The 21,824-nt window shown below is 41.7% G+C and carries 24 protein-coding genes; 14 read left to right on the top strand and 10 right to left on the bottom strand.

Annotation, left to right across the window (positions count from 1 at the left end; genetic code table 11):
- The first annotated feature begins 222 nt into the window (after positions 1-222).
- Complete coding sequence (locus ACEYW6_RS20425; protein ID WP_412981178.1) at positions 223-1,866, top strand: metallophosphoesterase; 1,644 nt, start codon at positions 223-225, stop codon at positions 1,864-1,866.
- Between the two features lie 89 nt (positions 1,867-1,955).
- Here ACEYW6_RS20425 and ACEYW6_RS20420 read toward each other — a convergent pair whose 3' ends face one another.
- The 4 genes from ACEYW6_RS20420 to ACEYW6_RS20405 all read right to left on the bottom strand — a co-directional run bounded on the left by ACEYW6_RS20420 (position 1,956) and on the right by ACEYW6_RS20405 (position 6,310).
- Positions 1,956-2,519, bottom strand: coding sequence for an exonuclease domain-containing protein (locus tag ACEYW6_RS20420; protein ID WP_412981177.1), 564 nt, complete (start codon positions 2,517-2,519; stop codon positions 1,956-1,958).
- A gap of 51 nt (positions 2,520-2,570) precedes the next feature.
- Positions 2,571-3,005: a hypothetical protein gene (locus ACEYW6_RS20415; RefSeq protein WP_412981176.1), complete on the bottom strand. Its 435-nt coding sequence runs from the start codon at positions 3,003-3,005 to the stop codon at positions 2,571-2,573.
- Positions 3,006-3,130: 125 nt separating this feature from the next.
- Entirely contained in the window at positions 3,131-4,393 is a 1,263-nt protein-coding gene (locus ACEYW6_RS20410; RefSeq protein ID WP_412981175.1) for a sensor histidine kinase, read from the bottom strand.
- Positions 4,394-4,423: 30 nt separating this feature from the next.
- A complete protein-coding gene (locus ACEYW6_RS20405) occupies positions 4,424-6,310 on the bottom strand; it encodes an ATP-binding protein (RefSeq protein ID WP_412981174.1) in 1,887 nt (628 codons plus the stop codon).
- 278 nt (positions 6,311-6,588) lie between these two features.
- On the opposite strand from ACEYW6_RS20405, the gene petN reads away from it, so the two are divergent.
- The 3 genes from petN to ACEYW6_RS20390 all read left to right on the top strand — a co-directional run bounded on the left by petN (position 6,589) and on the right by ACEYW6_RS20390 (position 10,149).
- A complete protein-coding gene (petN, locus tag ACEYW6_RS20400) occupies positions 6,589-6,678 on the top strand; it encodes a cytochrome b6-f complex subunit PetN (protein WP_012408302.1) in 90 nt (29 codons plus the stop codon).
- Positions 6,679-6,685: 7 nt separating this feature from the next.
- Positions 6,686-6,847 carry a hypothetical protein gene (locus ACEYW6_RS20395; protein ID WP_190889737.1) on the top strand — a complete coding sequence of 54 codons (162 nt, stop codon included), beginning with the start codon at positions 6,686-6,688 and terminating at the stop codon, positions 6,845-6,847.
- Between the two features lie 152 nt (positions 6,848-6,999).
- Entirely contained in the window at positions 7,000-10,149 is a 3,150-nt protein-coding gene (locus ACEYW6_RS20390) for a GAF domain-containing protein (protein WP_412981173.1), read from the top strand.
- A 95-nt stretch (positions 10,150-10,244) separates the two neighbouring features.
- Here ACEYW6_RS20390 and ACEYW6_RS20385 read toward each other — a convergent pair whose 3' ends face one another.
- Together ACEYW6_RS20385 and ACEYW6_RS20380 are read right to left on the bottom strand one after the other, a co-directional pair.
- On the bottom strand, positions 10,245-10,544 hold the full coding sequence (locus tag ACEYW6_RS20385; protein WP_412981172.1) for a type II toxin-antitoxin system RelE/ParE family toxin: 300 nt from the start codon (positions 10,542-10,544) through the stop codon (positions 10,245-10,247).
- Positions 10,541-10,795 (bottom strand): type II toxin-antitoxin system ParD family antitoxin, encoded by a 255-nt coding sequence (locus tag ACEYW6_RS20380; protein WP_412981171.1) that lies wholly within the window; start codon positions 10,793-10,795, stop codon positions 10,541-10,543. Before ACEYW6_RS20380 ends, ACEYW6_RS20385 begins: the two co-directional genes overlap by 4 nt.
- Positions 10,796-10,886: 91 nt before the next feature.
- Here ACEYW6_RS20380 and ACEYW6_RS20375 point away from each other — a divergent pair, with 91 nt between their 5' ends.
- The 3 genes from ACEYW6_RS20375 (at position 10,887) to ACEYW6_RS20365 (ending at position 12,043) form a co-directional block, all read left to right on the top strand.
- The gene (locus tag ACEYW6_RS20375; RefSeq protein ID WP_412981170.1) at positions 10,887-11,309 is read left to right on the top strand and encodes a hypothetical protein; all 423 of its coding nucleotides are present in this window, start codon (positions 10,887-10,889) and stop codon (positions 11,307-11,309) included.
- A 10-nt stretch (positions 11,310-11,319) separates the two neighbouring features.
- Positions 11,320-11,496, top strand: a complete 177-nt coding sequence (locus ACEYW6_RS20370) for a hypothetical protein (RefSeq protein WP_412981169.1) — start codon at positions 11,320-11,322, stop codon at positions 11,494-11,496.
- Positions 11,497-11,605: 109 nt separating this feature from the next.
- A complete protein-coding gene (locus ACEYW6_RS20365; RefSeq protein ID WP_412981168.1) occupies positions 11,606-12,043 on the top strand; it encodes a type II toxin-antitoxin system VapC family toxin in 438 nt (145 codons plus the stop codon).
- 312 nt (positions 12,044-12,355) lie between these two features.
- Here ACEYW6_RS20365 and ACEYW6_RS20360 read toward each other — a convergent pair whose 3' ends face one another.
- The 4 genes from ACEYW6_RS20360 to ACEYW6_RS20345 form a co-directional block, all read right to left on the bottom strand.
- Positions 12,356-13,090 carry a hypothetical protein gene (locus ACEYW6_RS20360; protein WP_412981167.1) on the bottom strand — a complete coding sequence of 245 codons (735 nt, stop codon included), beginning with the start codon at positions 13,088-13,090 and terminating at the stop codon, positions 12,356-12,358.
- Between the two features lie 246 nt (positions 13,091-13,336).
- On the bottom strand, positions 13,337-14,743 hold the full coding sequence (locus ACEYW6_RS20355; RefSeq protein ID WP_412981166.1) for an NAD(P)(+) transhydrogenase (Re/Si-specific) subunit beta: 1,407 nt from the start codon (positions 14,741-14,743) through the stop codon (positions 13,337-13,339).
- Complete coding sequence (locus ACEYW6_RS20350; protein WP_069071329.1) at positions 14,740-15,033, bottom strand: NAD(P) transhydrogenase subunit alpha; 294 nt, start codon at positions 15,031-15,033, stop codon at positions 14,740-14,742. Before ACEYW6_RS20350 ends, ACEYW6_RS20355 begins: the two co-directional genes overlap by 4 nt.
- A 31-nt stretch (positions 15,034-15,064) precedes the next feature.
- Positions 15,065-16,231 (bottom strand): Re/Si-specific NAD(P)(+) transhydrogenase subunit alpha, encoded by a 1,167-nt coding sequence (locus ACEYW6_RS20345; protein WP_196512544.1) that lies wholly within the window; start codon positions 16,229-16,231, stop codon positions 15,065-15,067.
- 761 nt (positions 16,232-16,992) lie between these two features.
- Here ACEYW6_RS20345 and ACEYW6_RS20340 point away from each other — a divergent pair.
- The 7 genes from ACEYW6_RS20340 (at position 16,993) to ACEYW6_RS20310 (ending at position 21,226) form a co-directional block, all read left to right on the top strand.
- Positions 16,993-17,505 (top strand): DUF2808 domain-containing protein, encoded by a 513-nt coding sequence (locus tag ACEYW6_RS20340; RefSeq protein ID WP_190889749.1) that lies wholly within the window; start codon positions 16,993-16,995, stop codon positions 17,503-17,505.
- Between the two features lie 123 nt (positions 17,506-17,628).
- The gene (gene rpmH / locus ACEYW6_RS20335) at positions 17,629-17,763 is read left to right on the top strand and encodes a 50S ribosomal protein L34 (protein ID WP_094327629.1); all 135 of its coding nucleotides are present in this window, start codon (positions 17,629-17,631) and stop codon (positions 17,761-17,763) included.
- 26 nt (positions 17,764-17,789) lie between these two features.
- Positions 17,790-18,212, top strand: a complete 423-nt coding sequence (gene rnpA / locus ACEYW6_RS20330) for a ribonuclease P protein component (protein WP_412981165.1) — start codon at positions 17,790-17,792, stop codon at positions 18,210-18,212.
- Entirely contained in the window at positions 18,199-18,591 is a 393-nt protein-coding gene (locus ACEYW6_RS20325; RefSeq protein WP_109009000.1) for a PH domain-containing protein, read from the top strand. Before rnpA ends, ACEYW6_RS20325 begins: the two co-directional genes overlap by 14 nt.
- Before the next feature lie 232 nt (positions 18,592-18,823).
- A complete protein-coding gene (gene yidC, locus ACEYW6_RS20320; protein WP_412981164.1) occupies positions 18,824-19,975 on the top strand; it encodes a membrane protein insertase YidC in 1,152 nt (383 codons plus the stop codon).
- The gene (locus ACEYW6_RS20315; protein ID WP_412981163.1) at positions 19,972-20,499 is read left to right on the top strand and encodes a protein jag; all 528 of its coding nucleotides are present in this window, start codon (positions 19,972-19,974) and stop codon (positions 20,497-20,499) included. Before yidC ends, ACEYW6_RS20315 begins: the two co-directional genes overlap by 4 nt.
- A gap of 202 nt (positions 20,500-20,701) precedes the next feature.
- On the top strand, positions 20,702-21,226 hold the full coding sequence (locus ACEYW6_RS20310) for a YceD family protein (protein WP_412981162.1): 525 nt from the start codon (positions 20,702-20,704) through the stop codon (positions 21,224-21,226).
- Positions 21,227-21,824 lie beyond the last annotated feature (598 nt).

Genomic DNA, 21,824 nt, shown 5'->3' with positions numbered 1-21,824 from the left:
AGAGGTCAGAGTGTATTGGATACAAATGAGAGACGCGATAGGTAAGCTTGTAACGGGAAGCGAGTAATAATAAAATTGCGTTCAGTCGGTGAATACCCTAAAAAATTTGGTATGTTACTCATGCTCAGACGCTTACGCAGCCGTAAAATTTCCTCAGTGGCTATGCTTGCGCTTGTTATATGCTTTACTCTGGTAAGTGTGCGTTCATTTGGGCAAACAATTATGACATCAGCACCCCAACTGCTCACCGACCCATTTTTGCAACTGCCAACTGCAACCTCAGTGCGAGTAGTTTGGTTTACTGAGTTTGCTGGTGTTAATCACACAGTAACCTACGGTGAAAATCTTAAACAAACTGCTAAGGCAAATACTACCAAACTCACTCGCACTCGTGAAGATCAGGAGTCAAGAGTTGCAAACCAAACCAAAGATGGACAAGTTTATCAAAAACCAGTTCAGCGTAACATTTGGCGACATGAGGCTGAAGTGACTGGGTTAACTCCTGGCTTGCGGATAAACTATCGTGTCACGAGTATGCGAGAAGACAACGAAACTGTTAGCAGTGATGTTTTTACCCTCGCAGCTACTCCCAAACCAGATACACCACTAAAAATTTTACTTACCTCTGACCATCAATTAAAGCCGATGACGGCGGCAAATCTGCAAAAGGTGGTAGAAACAATTGGACGAGTCGATGGGGTGTGGTTTGCCGGTGATTTGGTAAATGTTAGCGATCGCGCCTCAGAATGGTTTGATGATAATAGTGGTGGTGCATTGTTTCCCGGTTTACAAGGTCGTGCTAAATATGACATGATACACGACGGTGTTAAGACAACCTACACTGGTGGAAAAATAATTCAACACGCACCCATGTTTACTTGCATTGGTAATCATGAGGTGATGGGGCGATTTGCCAGGATGGGAAGTTTAAATGATGAATTTGATGATACTATTCCCCGTGTTGTTGCTCAAAAAATCTACCGGGACAAGTCTTTAATAGATAATTCTTTTAATACTAATACCTACGAAGAGATTTTCTCTTTACCAAAAAGTAAAGAGGGTGGAAAAAGGTATTATGCAGTCAGTTTTGGTGATGTACGTTTGGTAGTACTGTACGCTACGAATATGTGGCGGACTCCTAACTTAAGTGGAAAGGGTAGGGGTAGATATCGAGAAGCCGAAAAGGATTTAAATAATCCTGAAAATTGGGGTTATGGACAGTTAATTTATGAGCCAATTGCTAAAGGCAGCAAGCAGTATAATTGGCTAGAGGCAGAACTCAACAGCCCTGAGTTTAAACAAGCAAAATACAAAGTTGTGATGTTCCATCATCCACCCCACACTCTGGGCGATAATATAGTTCCTGCTTATACAGAACCAGTTCAAGTAATTGAACGGGATGATAATAATATCAAAGCAGTGCGTTATGAGTACCCGAAAGACGCAGATTATATTATCCGCGATGTTGTCCCTTTACTAGAAGCATCTGATGTGCAATTGGTATTCTATGGGCATTCTCATTTGTGGAACCGCTTTGTTAGTTCCAGTGGAATGCACTTTCTGGAAACATCTAATGTGGGCAATACTTACGGTGCTGCTTGGGGTGACAGAAAGCGAGAAGTGCCAATTGGATATCAAGAGAATTATGTTAAGCTTGGTGATCCTAATGGGTTAGAACCGATAGTGCCAACAATTGCCCCTTTGCTGGGCGATGATGGGAAGCCGATGCCTTATATTGCGAGTAATGATATTACGGTTTTTAGTATCTTTGATACAGGGACGGGTACGATAAGTAGTTATCGTTTTGATACCCGCAAGCCTGATTCAGAAGTATTGAAGTTTGATGAATTTAAGTTGAATTCATAACCAAGTCAGATAAGTACCAAAAGGGTCTCAGAGAGCATAGGCTAGGAATAGCCAGGAGACTTTTGGGAAATAAGCAACTTTCCAATTATTTAGTTTGGTTTTTTAGTTTTAATCTGTCTGTAGATAGATGCAATGTTGCGGGCATCATCAATGCCACGATGGTGTGTGCCTTTTAATTCTATCCCCAACTCATCAAGAGCCTGTGCCATGCCAAATTTTTTAGACACGCCAAGATATTCTGAAAATTCTTCTTTGATATTTATGTGTTTTGAAGTAAAAGGATAAGGGAAATTATGAAACGCACAATCTTGAATAAATTGCTTCTTGTCGTAATTGCCCCAAGAACAAAAAATATAATTGGGAAATAAATCAATCCATTCTTTGAAGCGAGAAATTACCTCTAGAAATTTTGGTGCTTTGTCAACATCTTGTTGCCGAATACTAGTTAATTCGGTGCAAAAGCCTGTCAGTTGCGGATGTCTCACAGGTTGAATGAATTGCTGAAATTCTGAATCAATTTCCCACGTTGTTCGATTTAGCATCACCGCACCAATTTCGATGATTTCCATTTCATGACGGGGAATAGTCTTATTGTCACAGCAAGTAGCCTCCAAATCGACTATCAAATAATAATGGGCTATTTTAGTTTCCATATTAAATATTAATGATAAATTATATCTACATTTAGAGAGAGATATATGAATTTAGATTGATGAAAAAGGTTTAACCCAACGGAGTTGAATCGCAATATCAAGAGCGATCGCAGCAAACGCAAACCATAACAAACTTTCTCCCGCCAACACCAAAAAGGGCCAAATTGTGCTATTAGAATTCAACCCAAGTTCTATCTGAGTTAATCCCCGCACCAAGCCAAAGGCCAGCACACCACCAGCTTTGAGTTGGGGATTTTTATCTGAGCGGATGATATAGCGGTAGGTAACACCAAATAGTAAACCAGTAAAAGTTGCAACTGCACCACTCACCCACAAGTGCCAGCCAACCTCACTTTGCAGACATGCGAGTGTCTGAAAATACTTTGTCAGTACGAAAGTATTCAACAGACTAGCGATCGCAAAACTGAAACACACAGACAAACCCCCAATTACTCCAGCTTTCAGGGATTCTATTCGTTCTGCCATTAATTGAGGATCTAAAGTTGGGTTCACTGTATATAGAAATTAGGGATTAGATATTGGGGAAATTTGTCCTTACTCTTAAGTATGATAAATGTTAGAGCAGTTGTATAACTAATTAAATACTACTCTCATGTGGGAATTTTGATAATAAACTCAGTTCCCATACCTGATTGAGAATTGACTTCTAATACACCTTCGTGTTTCTCTACAACTATTTGATATGCAATAGACAAGCCAAGTCCAGTACCTTTTCCAACATTTTTTGTGGTAAATAACGGCTCAAACAAGCGTTTTTTAAGCCGTTCAGGAATACCAATCCCATTGTCAGCAATCCGAATTACAACCAATTGTTCAGAATCTATTTCTGTTGCAATTTGAATCTGAGGAATTATATTACTCATTTTGCCTTGGATTATAGCTTCATCAAGGGCATCAATTGCATTTGCTATAATGTTCATAAATACTTGATTCATCTGTCCTAAATAGCAGTTTACCTCTGGTAATACTCCATAATTTTTAATAACTTCAATGCCGGGACGATCGCCATTAGCCTTGAGGCGGTGTTGCAAAATCATTAGTGTACTATCTAGTCCTTGATGCAAATCAGCAGGTATTTTTGTATCACTATCCGAGCGAGAAAAGTTGCGGAGTGAATTAGAAAGGTCTTGAATTCGTTCACTTCCTAGCTGGAGTGAGTTCAAAATTTTTCCCATATCTTCGAGAACGAAGTTCAAATCCAATTCGTCAATAGCAGCGGTAATTTTGGCTGTTGGGTTTGGATACTCTTGTTTATACAGTAGGAGCAATTTGGATACTCCTGCAATGTATTCTTCCAAGGGTGGAATATTACTGGAAATAAAGTTGATCGGGTTGTTGATTTCATGGCCAATACCAGCGATTAACTCTCCGAGCGTTGATAGTTTCTCTTGCTGCACCAGTTTGACTTGCGCTTGTTGCAAAGCCTTGGTGCGATCGCTAACTTGTTGTTCCAAAGATTCAGTCAATTGTTTGAGTTGTAAATGCACGCGCACTCTAGCAATGACTTCCTCTTGTGCAAACGGTTTAGGGATATAGTCTACTGCACCAAGGGAAAATCCCTTCGTTTTGCTTTCCGTATCCGCTAAAGCAGTGGTGAAAATAATCGGAATGTTTTGGGTAACAGGATTGGCTTTGAGGCGGCGACAAGTTTCAAATCCGTCAATACCGGGCATTTGTACATCCAGCAAAATTAACTCTGGTTGATTGCGTAGGGCTTGAGCGATCGCAGTTTCTCCATCGACTGCAACACGGAAACGAAAACCCTCACTATTAAGTGCTGCACACAGGACAGATAAATTTGTTGGATTATCATCCACAATCAAAATAAATCCGTTATTTTGAGTTTTGCTCATGATGAATTTAAAATTTAAATTTAACTCAAATTAATTGATGTATTGTTGAATAAAATTTTCCAAACGTTTGAGTTGGAAATTACTAGCAAGCTGGACGATTTGCTGGACAAAAACAGTTAACTGTTCATCAGATGTAGAAAGTTCCTCACCCAGTTCCAAAATTTTTTGAATATCGCCGTCTTGTGTCAGATCGAGTAACTGTTGTAAAATCTCTTTGGCAGGATAAATCATCTCATCTGGTTGCTCCAAACCACCTGTATAAGTTTTTTTGATTGCGTCTATCTTACCGTCGAAAATCCATTCCAATTGCAAAAATTGCCGTAGCATTTCCAGCAGCGTTTCAGCTTCTACAGGCTTTGGTAGAAATGCATCTGCACCTACATCAATACTCTTGTGCTGGTCGATTGCAAACACGCTGGCTGACGAAGCGATGACAGCAATCTCTTTAAATGGCCCAGACTGACGCAAACGTTCGATCAACTCAAATCCATTCAATATAGGCATCACTAGGTCAGTGATAATCATGTCTGGTTTGTAGAGTAGAGCCTGTTCCCATGCTTCCTGACCATGACTAGCTTCTACAACAGTAAACCCAACAGGCTCTAGTAAATTTACAATTACTGAGCGGTTTTCCCATTTGTCATCCGCAATCAAAATGGTGCGCCTTTGTCCTTGATAAGCAATAATTGTTCCCTGCTCAACCACTCTGGAAACCTTTGCCCAGTCTTTAGATTCTGGTAGTTTTGCCTCAAACCAGAAAGTGCTACCTTTGCCAAATTCACTTTGCACCTGAATTTGACCACCCATCAACAAAACAATTTTTTGGCTGATTGCTAATCCCAAACCTGTACCTTCAGATTGTCGTTTCTGATTTCCTACTTGCTCAAAGGGCTGGAAGATTTTCTCAGCTTGGTCATGGGTTATACCTGTGCCAGTATCTATTACCTGAAAGCGAATTTTGTAGTTAGTTTTTCCATTGGTATTTGATTCTTGACCAATGACCTGAACTTTAAAGGTAACACTGCCTTGATTAGTAAATTTAATCGCATTACTAAGCAAGTTAATCAGTACTTGCCGCAAGCGTTTTTCATCAGCATGAATTCCCGTTGGTAAATCAGGATCGAGTTCAACGTGAAATGCGATGACCTTTTGTTCTGCCCGGATGCGGCAAATTTCAGTTACGCTATCAATAAAGGCAGGCAAGTAGAAATCAACAGGATACAATACTAGTTTTCGGGCTTCTATCTTGGAGAGATCCAGAACATCATTAATTAGGGTTAAAAGATGAGAACCACATTGATAAATGATGCTGACTCCTTTGCGTCCTTTCTCGCTCAAAGATTCTGTGCGTTGGAGAATTTGTGTATAACCCAAAATACCGTTCAGAGGTGTGCGTAATTCATGACTCATATTGGCGAGAAATTCACTCTTGGCTTGGCTGGAGTTTTGAGTGATTTCCTGTGCTTGGCGTAGTTCTTTTTCAATGCGCTTACGCTCTACAATCTCAGTTGAAAGCGCTTGATTGATAACTTCTAACTGGGCAGGGCTAGGTAGTGTTAGAGCTTGAGGCATGAGATAAAATAACGCAAATGCCGTGTATATCGAAATAATGGCAGTTAAAGCTTTTAAAGCACCTGCAACCCAATAGTCTGGATGCCAAAGCGTCCAAATATCCAGCAAGTGTCCAGTACCACAGGCAATGATAAAAGCACCAAATAACAAAAAGACTCCATTGAAAGGAAGGTCTTTGCGCTTAGAAATAAAGTAAATCAGGAGGAAGGGAATAGAATAATAGGCTAGAGCGATCGTGGCATCAGAAATAATGTGGAGCCAAACTAATCCAGTTTGCCAGAGATAACAATGTCCGTGGGGAATAAAACCATCAGAGTGGAAAGGATAGTTGAAAAATGTCAGCATGATACTAGGGGTTTCTGGATTGGAAAGATATACCCGTAACCCTAGTATTCCCAAACCATCAAGTGGGAAAGCGCGATCGCTAATTTTTTATATTGGTTTTCATAATAGCGTCAAGTACTAGCGTACCAAGAAAATATTGTGTCTTCTTTGCGTAGGCGTAGCTCGTCGTAGACATCGCACGCCAAAGTTACAATGTCATTTATAAAAAAATCTCAGCCTGCCCAATCCCTGTATGATAAATATTAGAAACCTTTTGTAATTATTTGAAAAGCGGGACTATGGAGATTTTGACACTAGGTTGGGTATCACTGTTAGTTGTGTTCACTTGGTCAATTGCAATGGTAGTTTGGGGACGTAACGGACTGTAGAGGCATCGTGGAAAGTCCATTTTTGAGTATTTTAGCTTTAGTTGCCGTAGTGCTGCTCGTAGTAGTCACCGGTGGTATTGGTTATTTAACCCTGGCAGATTGGCGCGATCGCCGTCGCCGAGATGAAGAAAAACGCACCAGCCGCAGCGCCACTCCCAAGCGGCGATAATTTTCTCGTGGTTGAAAAATGTTCTTGTAGGGACGCGATATTATCGTGTCCCTATACTGTTTTTTGGCATTCTAAGGAAATAATTGTTACCTTTGCGATCGCTAGGGGAATCATGAAATAGAAGACTTTCAATATTTAAAGTCCCACTGGGAATGGAAAACTCCTCTACTACTCAACCCATATCACCAAATTCAGAACAGCAAGAATCTCATTCAGATGTGACATCCTCCTTGCGTCAGAATGAGCAACAAAAAGCCTTGTCTGGAGTTATTGCCCGCATTCGCGAGTCTCTAGATATAGATGTGATCTTCAAAATTACAGTCACTGAAGTCCGCCAACTTCTGAAAACTGATCGGGTTGGCGTGTTTCGTTTTTATCCTGATTTGGCATGGGAAGGGGAATTTATCTATGAAGATGTGGCAACAGAGTGGGATTCGGCACTAGCAGCTAAACTGCGCGACCACTGCTTTAGTGAGGAATTTGCAGGACTATATCAGCAAGGTCGAATTAGAGCAATAACTGATATTTATCAAGTTAATACCAGTGATTGCTACGTCCAGATTCTAGAAAGATTTCAGGTACGTGCCAATATAACTGCCCCCTTGATGAAAGGTAAAGATTTATGGGGATTGCTGTGTATTCATCAGTGTAGTAGTCCTCGGCAATGGGAAGCATCAGAAATTGAGTTTGTGCAATTAATAGCCGAACATCTAGGAGTTGCTTTACAGCAAGCAGATTACCTGGAACAAGTAAAACTACAATCAGCAGAACTAGCACAAGCAAAAGCCAGAGAAAAAGCAGCCCAATGGCAAAGAACTATAGCCATAACTATTGAGAAAATTCGCCAATTCCTAGACTTGGAAAGCATTTTCCGCACAAGCACCGCAGAACTTAGACAGTTGCTAAATGCTGACCGCGTGGCTATCTATCGCTTCAATCCAGATTGGAGTGGTGAATTCGTGTTTGAATCAGTGGCAGAGGGTTGGATTTCTCTCATAGATGAACAATTCCAGCGCCCGGAATTGAGTGAAAACGTCAGTGAATGTAGTGCCAAAGATTTAGCTAAACCTCCAGTTGCTGATACCTACTTACAAGATACTGAAGGTAGTAGCTTTAGCAGCTGTGAAGTGTACCGGATTTGTAATGATATTTACAATTCAGGCTTTAGCGACTGCTACATTAAAATCTTAGAAATTTATCAAGCAAGAGCTTATGTGATCATTGCCATTTATCACGGTCAGAAACTCTGGGGATTACTAGCAGTGTACCAAAATGCTGGAACCCGTGATTGGCAAAAAGATGAGGTCTACTTGCTTACCCAAGTAGGTACACAACTAGGCGTGGCTTTGCAGCAAGCAGAATTTATCCAACAAATGCAAATCCAAGCAGCAGAGATCAGTAAGGCTGCTGAAAGGCAAAGAGCGTTGGCGAACACCGTAGAAAAAATTCGTCAGTCTCTGGAAATTGAAGCCATCTTTAAAACCACAACTCAAGAAGTCCGTCGGCTATTAGAAGTGGAACGAGTCGCAATTTACCGCTTCTATCCTGATTGGAGTGGCGAATTTGTCGCCGATTCTATTGTTGATGGTTGGACACCAATGGTTAAGCCGCAGCCTGTGACAGAAGGCGTTCTTGTGCAAGGAAAGCAAGCGGGTAAGTATGCACGCAATGAAGTTTTTGTCCCAATTTCTCAGGGCGAGAAGTTGTGGGGATTGCTAGTAGCTTATCAAAACTCCCAGCCCCGTTATTGGCAAGATGAGGAAATCAACTTGCTAGCACAAGTTGGCGTTCAATTGGGGGTAGCATTACAGCAAGCTGAAACTTTGAAACAGATGCAGGTGCAAGCCCAAAAGCTGGCTAAAGCCGCCGAACGAGAACGGAAGGCGGCCGAAAGAGAGAAGGCTTTAGCTGCAACGGTGGAGAAAATTCGCCAGTCTCTTGATATTGACACCATCTTTGCCACCAGTACAGAAGAAGTGCGGCGGTTATTGGAAGTTGAGAGAGTGACAATCTATCGATTCCGGGCTGATTGGAGTGGCGAATTTGTTGCTGAGTCTTTAGCCCAAGGTTGGACACCTATAAGGGAAATTGTACCTGCGATGTCTACAACGGGCTACGCCTACGCAGATGATTACTTGCAAGAAACCCAAGGCAGAAACTTTGCTAATGGTAAAAGTATTGTCATTAAAGATATTTACAGCGCTAATTATTCTATCTGTCATATTGCCCTGCTGGAGTTAATGAAGGCTAGGGCATATATAATTGTGCCGATTTTTCAGGGTGAGACACTTTGGGGATTACTAGCAGCTTATCAAAATATAAAACCCCGTGATTGGCAAGAAGATGAGGTAGATTTGTTGATGCAGATTGGTACTCAGTTAGGGGTAGGACTTCAGCAAGCGGAATTACTTGAACAAACTCAACGTCAAACAGAAGAAATCACCAAGACTCTTAAAGAATTACAGAACACTCAGAGCCAGTTAATTCAAAGTGAAAAAATGGCAGGCTTAGGGCAGTTGGTTGCTGGTGTAGCACATGAAATTAATAACCCTATTAGTTTCATTTACGGCAATATCACCTATGTTACGGAACATGCCGAAAATTTATTTAAATTACTGCGTCTTTATCAGAAACAGTATCCTAAGGTAACAGGAGAAATTCAAAAACAAGCAGCAGCACTGGATTTAGATTTCATTAGTGATGACTTGCCCAAAATCCTTACTTCAATGAAAATGGGGGCAGATCGGATCTCTCAATTAGTTTTGTCGTTACGAAGTTTTTCTCGACTTGATGAAACAGGAATGAAGCCTGTTGATCTCCATGAAGGCATCGACAGTACTTTGTTGATTTTACAACATCGACTGCAACCACAGACTGATTCTTTTGCGATTGAGGTAGTTAAACAATATGGTGAATTGCCTTCAGTAGTCTGCTATGCAGCCCAGATGAATCAGGTATTTATGAATATTCTCAACAATGCGATCGATGCACTGGAAAACTCAGAGAAAGCTGGAAAAATAATTGACAATCCTAAAATTTTTATTCGTACAGAAGTCATCGAAGGGAATACTATTCTGATTTGCATTGCTGACAATGGTTGTGGGATTCCAGAGATGATGCGATCGCGCATTTTTGAACCTTTCTTTACCACCAAACAACCTGGACAAGGTACTGGACTAGGGTTATCTATTAGCTACCAAATTATTGTGGAAAAACACGGTGGTAATATCAAGTGTGTTTCTGAACCTGGTAATGGCTGTGAGTTCTGGATAGAAATTCCAATGAAACGGACAGTTAGCTAAGAAAAAGCAATGCCTTCTCTACGAGATGCTACGCAAATAGTAAGATTTGCATACGCTCGCATTTGCTGTGAAGGTGCAATTAGACTATGGCTATTTCACTCTAATTCTAAAAATAGTGATTCCAAATCTCTATATCTACTGATGACACGCGCAATATCGATTCCATCTTCTCTGGGATAGTAGAAGACGATATATTCTTCAATATTAAATCCCCGTAGATTCGGAGATAATTGCTCATAACTCTTCCCCATGCTGGGAAATCCAGCAACTAATTTGCATTTTTGGCGAATTGCATCAAAAAGTTTACTAGCAGCACTGGGACTATTCTGGGCAATATACTCACAAATAGTATTTAAATCTTTGACTGCTTCATCAGAAAAGGAGTAGTTACTCATTTTTGAGACTCAGCAATTTGATTGATTTTTTCTTGTAGTTGAGCAAATACTATCTCACCATCTGTAACCTCTCCTCTAGCAATTTGTTCCTTTCCAATCACTATTTTTTGTCGAAGTTCTTCCAAACGTTGTTCTCGTGCTTGTAGCAATTTGAATGCTTCGTTCATAACTTCTTCCGCATTAGCATATCTCCCAGCTTGAATTTGGGATTGAATAAACTGCTCATGCTCAGGTTTGAGGGAAATATTCATTCCAAATAACCCTACTAACTTCACTATGTTCAAATTTTATCGCTAATTGACTTGACGAAGGAATACGCCTCAGTTTTCAACTGAAACATTAATGCGATCGCTCTTTTTAACGAACCACAGAGACGCAGAGGAAGAAGAGAGCAATGCCTTTGGCGGGCTTCTCTACGAGACGCTACGCGAACGCCTACGCCTACGCACTGTGGAGATTTTTCAGGCGATCGCTTATTATAATTTCACTAGCATTAGTATTAATATGGAAACTAAAGAAATTCTCCAAGCACTCCCAAACCTTAGCATAAGCGATCGCCTGAAGATAGCTGAGTCAGCCCTGCAATTAGTTCTTCAAGAAAAACACTCACTTACCAAAGATGAGCAAAAACGCCAATTAACACTAGCGGCAGTGACAGCTATTGCAGATTATCCACCTGGTAGTGAATTAGATATATTCTCTGACTTAGAGGGAGAAGACTTTTACGACTATCCAGATAAAGACTTCTACAACTCAGGGAATTAGAAGACAACAAATGGCCATACAGCTACAATTGAAACCAGAAATAGAGGCTCGTCTCATTGCTGAAGCTGCTGCACAAGGTTTATCGGTAGAAGCTTATCTTGCATCTCTCATTGAAAACAGTTTAACGAGCCATGAAGAAAGTTTTTTTTATCAAGTATCAACTCAGGAAGAATGGAAGCTATATTAACAGATTTAATAAATAGTCCTGCTTTTTCTTTAGCGCCAGCACTTTCAGATGCAGCGATTAGTCGAGAGAGTATTTACACCAGAGAAGATGAAATGTTATGAGCTATTTGGTGGATACTAATATTTTGCTGCGTTTGGTGCAGAAGAATAGCTCAATGCATTTTGATACTCAAAGAGCCATCGTGATGCTCAAGAGACAAGGGGAACTATTATATATAATTCCAGAGAATCTCATTGACTTTTGGGCTGTTACTACAAGACCAATTAATAGTAATGGTTTAGGTTTATCCACGGCTCAAGCAGTAGAAGAAACTGATAAACTTAAGAAGATATTTATACTACACCTTGATATACCTACTATTTTTAGTGAGTGGGAATCTCTAATTGTTAAATACCAAGTGATGGGAAAAAAGGTGCATGATGCACGTTTAGTTGCGGCGATGATAACACACCAGATTACACATCTACTTACATTTAATATTGATGACTTTAAACGTTTTTCTGAAATTGTAGTTGTTGATCCGCGCAGTGTTGCACCGCAGTCTTAATTATATTGCCAGAGCGATCGCACAATGGTGATTTTGCAGGTGATCCGCTCTTTTTAACGAACCACAGAGGCGCAGAGAACACAGAGTAAGAAGAGGGCGATTGCATGGTGAAGTTTTTGCAGGCAATCTCTCTTTTTAACGAACTACAGAGGCGCAGAGAACACAGAGGATGAGGAGAGCGATCGCAGGAGTTTTGGCTGGTGATCGCTAGTTTTAACGAACGACAGAGGCGTAGAGAACACAGAGGATGAAGAGAGCGATCGCAGGAGTTTTGGCGAGCATTTTTTTAAAGAACACAAACTACACAAATAATTATTCCTCCGCTATTTTAGCAGCAATTGATCTACCAATATTATGGAAATATTCATTTGTTAAACCTCTACTTACAGGATGTTTAGCCATAACAAATACAGTTTTAGTACTTCTACAAATTAAGAAACCTTCTGAAATTCGTGAAAACTCAACATCCGTTATTTTTTCAGTTATTTTTCTCCAATAAGGCTCATATCCCACACCGTAGAAAACAACCGCTTTAGGTTGATGTTCTTTTATTCTCTGACTAATATAATTTATTCGTTTCTCAATACAATACTTTTCATAAGTACCTCTATTAGATAAAAAAGAAAGTTTAGTATGTGGAGGATTAAAGATCCAATCATTAAGAGATCGTGACGGGAGAGGGAATAATTCTAATAAGCAAGTCTCTTTATCTTTTCTACCTAATTCGTTTATTTGATATTTACGAATATTTTCTAAATCAATATTCTCTTTTTCTTTAGCACTCAATACAATGCGAATCAATTTATTCCATGTTGGTTGTATTCTTTCGTCCCATGTTCCCATATCTATATGATATTCTGCAACATCATCTATTTCATATTTGCCCCTGTTTGACCATATATTTATTCTTTTATTAATATCTTGAAAGTCTTCTCCTCTTTCTTCCATACCAATAAACCAATAATTTCCTTTATAATTACCATATCCATAAAATACATCGACTCTTTTTTTAAGAAGCTCATCATTAAAAAAATCTTGACCTAACATAACTCTGTAATTTTACTTCTAAAATTAAAATTTGTTAGTCAAAAGTAATTGAGTATACATAGAATGTCAAGTAAAATAACAAAACTGAAAATTTTCCTAAATTATCAAATCTATAATAAATAACCTTTCTATTCTTTGTATGAGGTGATTTCTCAACAAAAAAACTTGCCCTGGGAATATCACACCCCCAAGGCAAGCCAACTCTTTAAATTCTTTACTCTGCGCTCTCTGCGCCTCTGCGGTTCGTTAAAGTTGCTTCACTTCCGAAACCAACTTCGCCACCATATCCTTCGCACTACCAAAAAGCATCGTCGTCTTATCCTTGTAGAACAACTCATTATCTACACCGGCAAAACCCGTACTCATCCCGCGCTTAATTACAATCGTCTGCTTCGCCCGATCTACTTCCAAAATCGGCATACCATAAATCGGGCTATTTGTATCACTCCGCGCCGCCGGATTTACCACATCATTTGCCCCAATTACTAAAGCCACATCCGCTTGATCAAACTGGGGATTAATATCATCCATGTCATACAACTGCGTATAAGGCACATTTGCCTCCGCCAGCAACACATTCATGTGCCCCGGCATTCTCCCAGCAACGGGGTGAATGGCATACTTCACATCAACGCCCATTTTTTCTAACTGATCTGACAATTCCCGGACGCTATGTTGCGCTTGGGCAACTGCCATACCATAACCGGGCACAATTACCACAGAACGGGCATAACCCAACATCATCGCTCCTTCTTCAGGATCGATACTGCGGACGCTTTGATCGGTTGCACCACCACTAGCAGCACCACCACCAGAACTAGAACCTGTACCAAAAGCGCTGAACAGCACACTAAATAAGGAGCGGTTCATTGCCTTACACATAATCTCGGTGAGGATTAAGCCAGATGCTCCCACCAAAGCACCAGCGATGATTAACATGTTGTTCATCACCACGAACCCAGCCGCCGCCGCCGCCACACCTGACAACGAGTTCAACAGCGAGATTACCACTGGCATATCGCCGCCACCAATGGGGATGACGAACATCACGCCCAACACTAAAGAAACACCAACCACTCCCAAGAATATGGGTAAGCTATCTGGTGTGATGATTAAGTAGGCACTACCTACTATATAAGCACCCAGAAGCAAAAGGTTAAATGGTTGCTGGAATGGAAATGTAATCGGGGAACCGCTAATTAAACCTTGCAATTTGGCAAAGGCGAGAAAACTACCTGTGAAGGTAACACCACCGATTAACACGTCCAACAACATGGAAATGTTCACATCTAGGGGTATCGGCTGAGAACTATCTAATAATCGCCAAAATTCGGCAACGGCTACTAGTGCGGAAGCTGCGCCGCCCAAACCGTTGAGTAAACCCACCATTTGGGGCATTTCGGTCATTTGGACTTTGTAGGCAACGATCGCACCAATTCCCGATCCAATCGCCAAGCCCAACAATATCATCTCGTAATTCAACACATGCTGATCCAGCATTGTTGCTGCGATCGCTAGCAGCATCCCCACAGCCGCTACAATATTCCCGTTCCTCGCTGTAGCAGGTGATCCCAGCTTTTTTAAGCCCAGAATGAATAACGATGCAGCGACTAAATACGTCAGCTGAATGCCAGTTGGTAAAAAGTCGCTCACGCCTTAATCTCCTTCTTCTTGAACATTTGCAACATTCTGTCTGTCACTAAAAAACCACCCACAACGTTGATTGTCGCCAGTATTACAGCAATCAAACCGAGAATTACCGAGACACTTGTGTCTTTTGCACCAGCAGCAACTATTGCTCCAAGTACCGCAATCCCAGAAATCGCGTTTGAGCCTGACATTAAGGGCGTGTGTAGAGTCGGTGGTATTTTGTTGATGACTTCAAAGCCGATAAAAGATGCCAAAACAAATACAAACAAAGCAGCAAGTAATGCCTCTGTCATGAAATCAAAACTCCTTATGGTAATTTGGCTACTAACCTGCTCCAACACCGCTCAAAGCTTGTAGCGCATCTCGCACTCGTTGATTGCGAATTTCACCAGCGTGGGTAACGCAAGCTGCATCAACGATGTCGTCGCTAAAGTCCACCTGCAAAGCTTTGTCTTTAATTAGCAATTGCATCAACGATGTTACGTTCTTGGCATACAATTGGCTGGCGTGAATTGGCATCGATGATGGGAGATTGATGGGGCCGATAATTGTTACGCCGTTCCACACAATATCTTTACCGGGTTCGGTACAGGCGCAGTTACCACCCTGTTCAGCAGCTAAATCCACAATCACTGAACCTGGTTTCATCTGTGCCACCATTTCTTCTGTAACTAGTCGTGGTGCTTGTCTCCCAGGAACTTGGGCGGTAGTGATTACGACATCAGAATTTTTGATGTGTTCGGCGACAACTTCTTGGGTACGTTGTTTGCTAGCCTCAGATATTTCCTTGGCGTAACCGCCAGCAGCAACGGTTTCTTCGTCTAATTTGACTTCAACGAATTTTGCCCCTAAGCTTTGCACTTCTTCTTTGACGGCGGGACGGATATCAAAGGCTTCTACCACTGCTCCCAAGCGTCTAGCGGTGGCGATCGCTTGCAATCCGGCTACACCAGCGCCCATAATAAATACTTTTGCTGGAGCGATCGTTCCTGCTGCTGTTGTCAGCATCGGGAAATATTTAGGTAATGCAGCTGCGGCAATCAATACTGCTTTGTAACCTGCTAATGAAGCTTGCGAGGACAAAGCATCCATACTTTGCGCCCTGGTAGTACGGGGAATCATCTCCATACTCAAGGCTGTGACTTTCCGATTTGCTAGTTGCTGTGCTACAACAGGATTTCCCAAAGGATTAAGGAAACTGACTAATACAGCCCCTTCCTTTAAAAAATCAATTTCTGAGCGTCCATCTTCTCGTTCTTGTGGTGGGCTAACTTTCAGTAAAATATCTGTTTCGCCCCATAATTTGGCAGTATCGCTAATTATTGTTGCTCCTGCTGCTTCATAGTCAGGATCGCTGAAAAAAGATCGCTCTCCTGCACCTGCTTCTACCCATACTTCCAAGCCTTGTTTTACCAATCGGGCAACGGTGTCAGGAATTAATGCCACACGACGTTCACAAACTTCAATTTCTTTAGCAACTGCTATTCTCATGAAATCTCCTGAAGATAAATACCTAATCTCTGCCAAGTAAGCGATTGTCTAGATGAGCGATATCCCGCACTCATAATACTTAGGCGGCAAAATCAGCCATGACTTTTACTTGTAGATTGAACCTTGAAACTTTCCTCTCCCACTCTTAGCTATCCAGGCAAAGCCTAACTTTGCCGCTCGCAGATGTCATATTTTCAGATAGTTGCAAACAGGGTTACGTATTGCACATCCTAAATTGATTCCCAAATTTTGCATCTTTATCTTCAGCTTGTTTTCGGGATTGAGAAATTTTGGTATTCCTTTCTTATAGAGTAATATTGACCAAATTTTGAAAGCTTTATAATTTCCCAATCAAATTTTAATGATTACTGACTTTGGATTCCAACTTATTTTAATCAATTTAGCCCAAGTTAACAGGCGATCGCTGATGCCACGCCTCAATTTTTATAACAAAATTCTCAAATTTAGATACACTTATACATATTTAGAAACACAATCCAATCCCAACTGTGTTTCTATTTAGTTCCAAATTTGACCAATCTAGTCATCAAATCAGCACCCTGTAAGGGTCATGAAGTAAATTGATTGCGTATTGAATTTATACTAAGTAATTTTGCTGCCGCCCAAACATCAGGGAGGATGGCACTTTTTGTTGTTACTGGACGTCAATTGTCAGGAAGTGAGTAGTAAACTTTAGTAACGAATACTAACACACGGTTATTTAGATAACAGATTTATATTTTGGTAGAGGAAGCCCAATTATGCGACGTTTACTTTCCGCTTTAGCCGTGACTAGCTGTTTAGTGACTGTATTTCCAGCCCTGACTTGGGCACAAAGTTTACCTGGATTTACGCTATTTAGCGGCATTAAAAGCGAAAATCAACTACCCTTCCGGTTAGATTTTGGTGGACAAGCTAATGGTTGGGATAGATACATATTGAGGATTCCAGCCCAAAGAATGAAATTGGCAGTTGGTCAATTTGCCATTACTTACCCTGATTATTACAAAGGAACTTTTGACCAGAAAAACATTGAAGTCCGAGTCAAAGGCAAAGCTGTTCCGCTTTCTGAGGTGAAGTGGGACAAAGAAGGTAAGCTGATTAATATTTTCCCCCAAGAGCCGGTGCCAGCAGGTAGCGCAGTTGAGGTAGTCTTATCTAACGTGAAAAACCCAGCCTTCGGCGGAATTTACTATTTTAACTGTCAAGTACTCTCCCCTGGTGATGTACCACTATTGCGCTACATGGGAACATGGATCTTGAGCATCAATTAAAAGTGGAGAAATGGGGACAGAGGGTGATGGGGGTGTAACTAATTTCCAGTGCCCAATTACCTATTAAAGTGATACAATTGGAGATTGTGAGTTTTTATAAAAATCACCTAAGAGGAGAAGAGTATGAAAAGAACACTAGGCGGCACTAGCCGTAAGAGAAAAAGAACCTCTGGTTTTCGCGCCAGAATGCGGACACCAGACGGCAGAAACGTGATTAGTGCTAGGAGAAGAAAGGGTCGTCACCGTCTAAGCGTTTAGGGCGTATCTAAGCTAAAAGAGCATCTGTGGCTTTGCCTAAAGCAAATCGGCTAAAATCCCGCAAGGATTTCCAGGCAGTTTTCCGGGAAGGGATTCGGCGTCATGGCTCTTATTTAACATTGAGAGCTTTAAAGCCGTTATGTTCAACAAAACCTTCTTTGGACACTGCCACCCAAACTACACCAGCAAGTGACTCAGCACATTTTGCCAGCACGCGGATTGGTATTTCCATAAGCACAAAAGTCAGCAAAAGGGCAGTGGTTCGCAACCGAATCAAACGGCAAATTACTTCTGCTTTACATAACTTGCTGCCCAAATTATCACCAGGATGGCGGCTAGTGTTCATTGTCAAACCTACAGCAGCAGAATCTAAGTGCGTAAGCCCACAATTTCTGCAAGAATTAGAGCAGTTGTTGGCACAAGCTGAGGTGTTCGATGGGAATTCGTGAAGATGTTTATTATGAAGGTGGCCCCCATATTGGGGATTTAATTGTCAACCTGTTGATTGGGCTAACCATTGTCGGGATACCATTAACAGTTGGGGCAATTGTTAGAGCATTGTGGCTGCGTTTCCGCATCACCGATCGCCGGATTACCGTGACAGGAGGTTGGCAGGGACGCGATCGCACTGACATAATTTACTCAGAAATTGTCAAAGTCGTCACAGTCCCCCGTGGCATTGGCTTATGGGGAGATATGGTACTCACCCTAAGAAACGGCAGTCGTCTTGAATTGCGGGCAATTCCTAAGTTTCGGGAAGTTTATGACTACATCAACGAAAGAATTGCTGCGAAAAATCCTGAATATAGCGCCGCTGCTAACAAGTGATGAGAGTAGGGAGTAGGAAGTAGGGAATGCAAAATTTACTCAGATAAAATCCAAAGTTAAGAACTTCCCACTTACCAAAAACTACATACCACTCCTAATTCCCTACTCCCTATTCCCCACTTCCTTTTTTGGGATGTGCGGCTATCCGTAGCGAAGGGTAGTCGCACATAATTTATGATTTAGATAAATTAGATTCAGTCAGTTTACAGTACCTCAGGTTGAATTCAGAATAATGGATTTTGGTATCGGCTTTCTCTCGAACAACGTGATGCTGCCAATCATAGATTTTTTCTATGGGATTGTGCCTAGCTACGGATTGGCGATCGTTGCTTTGACCCTGATAGTCCGCTTCGCGCTCTATCCCCTGAGTGCTGGCTCAATTCGCAACATGCGGAAGATGCGAATTGTACAACCTCTGATGCAGAAGCGGATGGCAGAAATCAAAGAGCGCTATAAGGATGAACCGCAAAAGCAGCAGGAGGAAATGGTCAATGTTCAAAAAGAATTTGGCAACCCCTTAGCAGGCTGTTTTCCATTACTAGTACAAATGCCGGTCTTATTAGCGCTGTTTGCCACTTTGCGGGGTTCGCCTTTTGCAGGTGCAAACTACAGCGTTAACCTGCAAATCCTTCCCGCAGAACAAATCGAACAAATTCAACCGCAAGCCTTTGCTACTGCTCCTCAAAATATTTACATTGCTGATGGAGAACACGTTAAAGTAGCTGCCATCCTTCCCAGTGGTAACAAACTGGCGGTGGGAGAACAAACTAAGATCCAATATCAGACCGTTGAGGGCAAACCATTTCAGGTACTCTTAGCAGAACACCCAGAAAATAACCTCATTCCTGATTGGAAAGTCACTAAAGGTGAAGATAGGGTAAAAATTGATGCCGAGGGTAATGTAGAAGCCTTGCAGCCTGGAGAAGTCACTATTCAAGGAACAATTCCTGGACTAGCAGCAGAAAAAGGCTTTCTATTTATTGATGCCTTAGGCAGAGTTGGCGCAACTGATCCAGATGGCACAATCCACTGGGATATCGTCGCCATGATCGTCTCCTTTGGAATCAGCCTTTATGTTAGCCAAATGCTTTCTGGACAAAACTCCAGTGGTGGCAATCCGCAACAGGATACAGTTAACAAAATCACTCCAGTTATTTTTTCTGGGATGTTTTTGTTCTTCCCCTTACCAGCTGGGGTGCTTATGTATATGGTGATTGGTAATATTTTCCAAACCGCACAAACTTATCTTCTCTCCCGCGAACCTCTACCAGAAGAACTGCAAAAAATCGTAGAAACTCAAGAGAAAGAAGCAGTAGTTGCAGAACAAAAGGCATTGCCATTTGAACCAAAAAGCGCCAAGAAAAAGGCGACAGGGGGATCATGAGCAACATTTCGATGGAGCGAGGTCAGCAGTGGTTAAAAACCTTGCTAGAACTCACTGGAATACCTGCTGAGATTCAAGGTCATTTAGAAACTGCCCAATCTCAAGATAGCGATTCCCCAGAACCAGATAACTACTGGTTGACAATTGACCAAACTAATTTAACGTCAGAGCAAATCCAGGTCTTAATTGGTGCTGATGGCTCTGTGCTAGATGCGATTCAGTATCTAGCAAATTCGGTTTTAAATTTAAGCCAACCCCCTGAAGAACAAGCTTCTTACACCATTGAGTTGAATGGCTACCGCGTCAAAAGAGAAGCCGAAATTCGCGCATTAGCAGAAGCAGCAGCCGATGAAGTGCGCTTTTCTGGTAGAGAAGTGGAAATCAAATCCCTCAGTTCTGCTGAACGGCGTCAAATCCATACATTCTTGAAGGAATTTGGAGATTTAGAAACCTTCAGTCGCGGTAAAGAACCACATCGTCATTTGGTTGTCCGTCCAGCTTCTTTGGAAGAAGTTAGGAGTTAGGAGTTGTTCAATTTTGGATTTTAGATTTTAGATTCAATCCAAAATCCAAAATCTAAAATTGGCAGAGCTAGGAGTTTATTGAAGTTCATAACTATATAATTTCAAAATTCCTCTTGTTCCTAAAAGCTAAAATAAAGATGTAGCATCAGTATAATTGCTGATAATCAAGATAAATTTTTAGTGAGAATGTCTCACAAATCCTATGGACGCTATTTATATTCCGCAGCTAGCTAAAGCCCCGGAGCGGACAGAGGAAGTTCAGGTTCAGGAATTTCTGCCTGGTCTGGAAACATTGACACCAGTTCGCGGTCATGTACGCGTGCAGCATCATGGCAATTACTTGGAAGTGTCCGGTCAGGCAGAAACAATTATTACTTGTACCTGCAACCGCTGTTTGCAGCAATACAATCGACGCTTAGGGCTTGATACAAAGGAAATCATCTGGTTAGATGAAACTGCAAATCAGGGAAATGACTTGCCCCTAGAGCGGGAAGTGACTATGGAAGAGTTGCTTGAAACCCTACCACCCGATGGTTATTTTTATCCCAACGAATGGCTGTATGAGCAGATGTGCTTGGCAGTACCCCAGCGCCAGCTGTGCGATCGCAATTGTCCAGGTATTCCTGCAATTACTGCTGAGAGTTCTGAGAGTTCTGATAGTCCTGAAACTCCAGTTGATAACCGTTGGGCTTCTCTGGAAGCACTGAAAAAGCAACTTCCGGGGTAGATATAGCAGTTCCCACTCAGATCCGGTACAACATTATATCGCCAAGTGTAGGGGCACGGCACTGCCCATTGGTGTAAACTTAAGCTCAAATGCTTGTCCTACATACGCTTTACCCCTCCCCTTAGTAAGGCTACGGTGTACACACAAGTCCTAAAAACGTAGCTTGATAAGGCTTGACTCGTTCCCAGGCTCCGACTGGGAATGCATTCATTGAGTCTCTGACTCAATGCCTGACTGGATGCAGAGCCTCGTAATCGGGCATTCCCATGCAGAGCATGGGAACGAGATAAACGAAAAAATAATCGGAAATCGAGTTTTTTTCGACTTGTGTGTACACCGTAGCCTTAGTAAGGGGAGGGGCGGTTTTGGCTTTAGACAAAACCGGGGTGGGGTAAGGTGGCTCGTAATGGTAAGTGAATGAACTCAATATCAGGTATTGACAAGCATTTCACGTTAAGTTGACACCTATGGGCACTGCCGTGCCCCTACGGGTGTACCTCACGTAAACGAGAACCGCTGTAGTTAATGCGCCGTAATATAGGAAACGGTGCATTAACTATCTATTTTTGAGTATGAATTGCCTACAGTACCTAACGCA

It is taken from the genome of Nostoc sp. UIC 10607, assembly GCF_047228265.1.
Classification (GTDB): domain Bacteria; phylum Cyanobacteriota; class Cyanobacteriia; order Cyanobacteriales; family Nostocaceae; genus Nostoc; species Nostoc foliaceum_A.
This window is presented reverse-complemented; position numbering and strand designations above follow the sequence as displayed.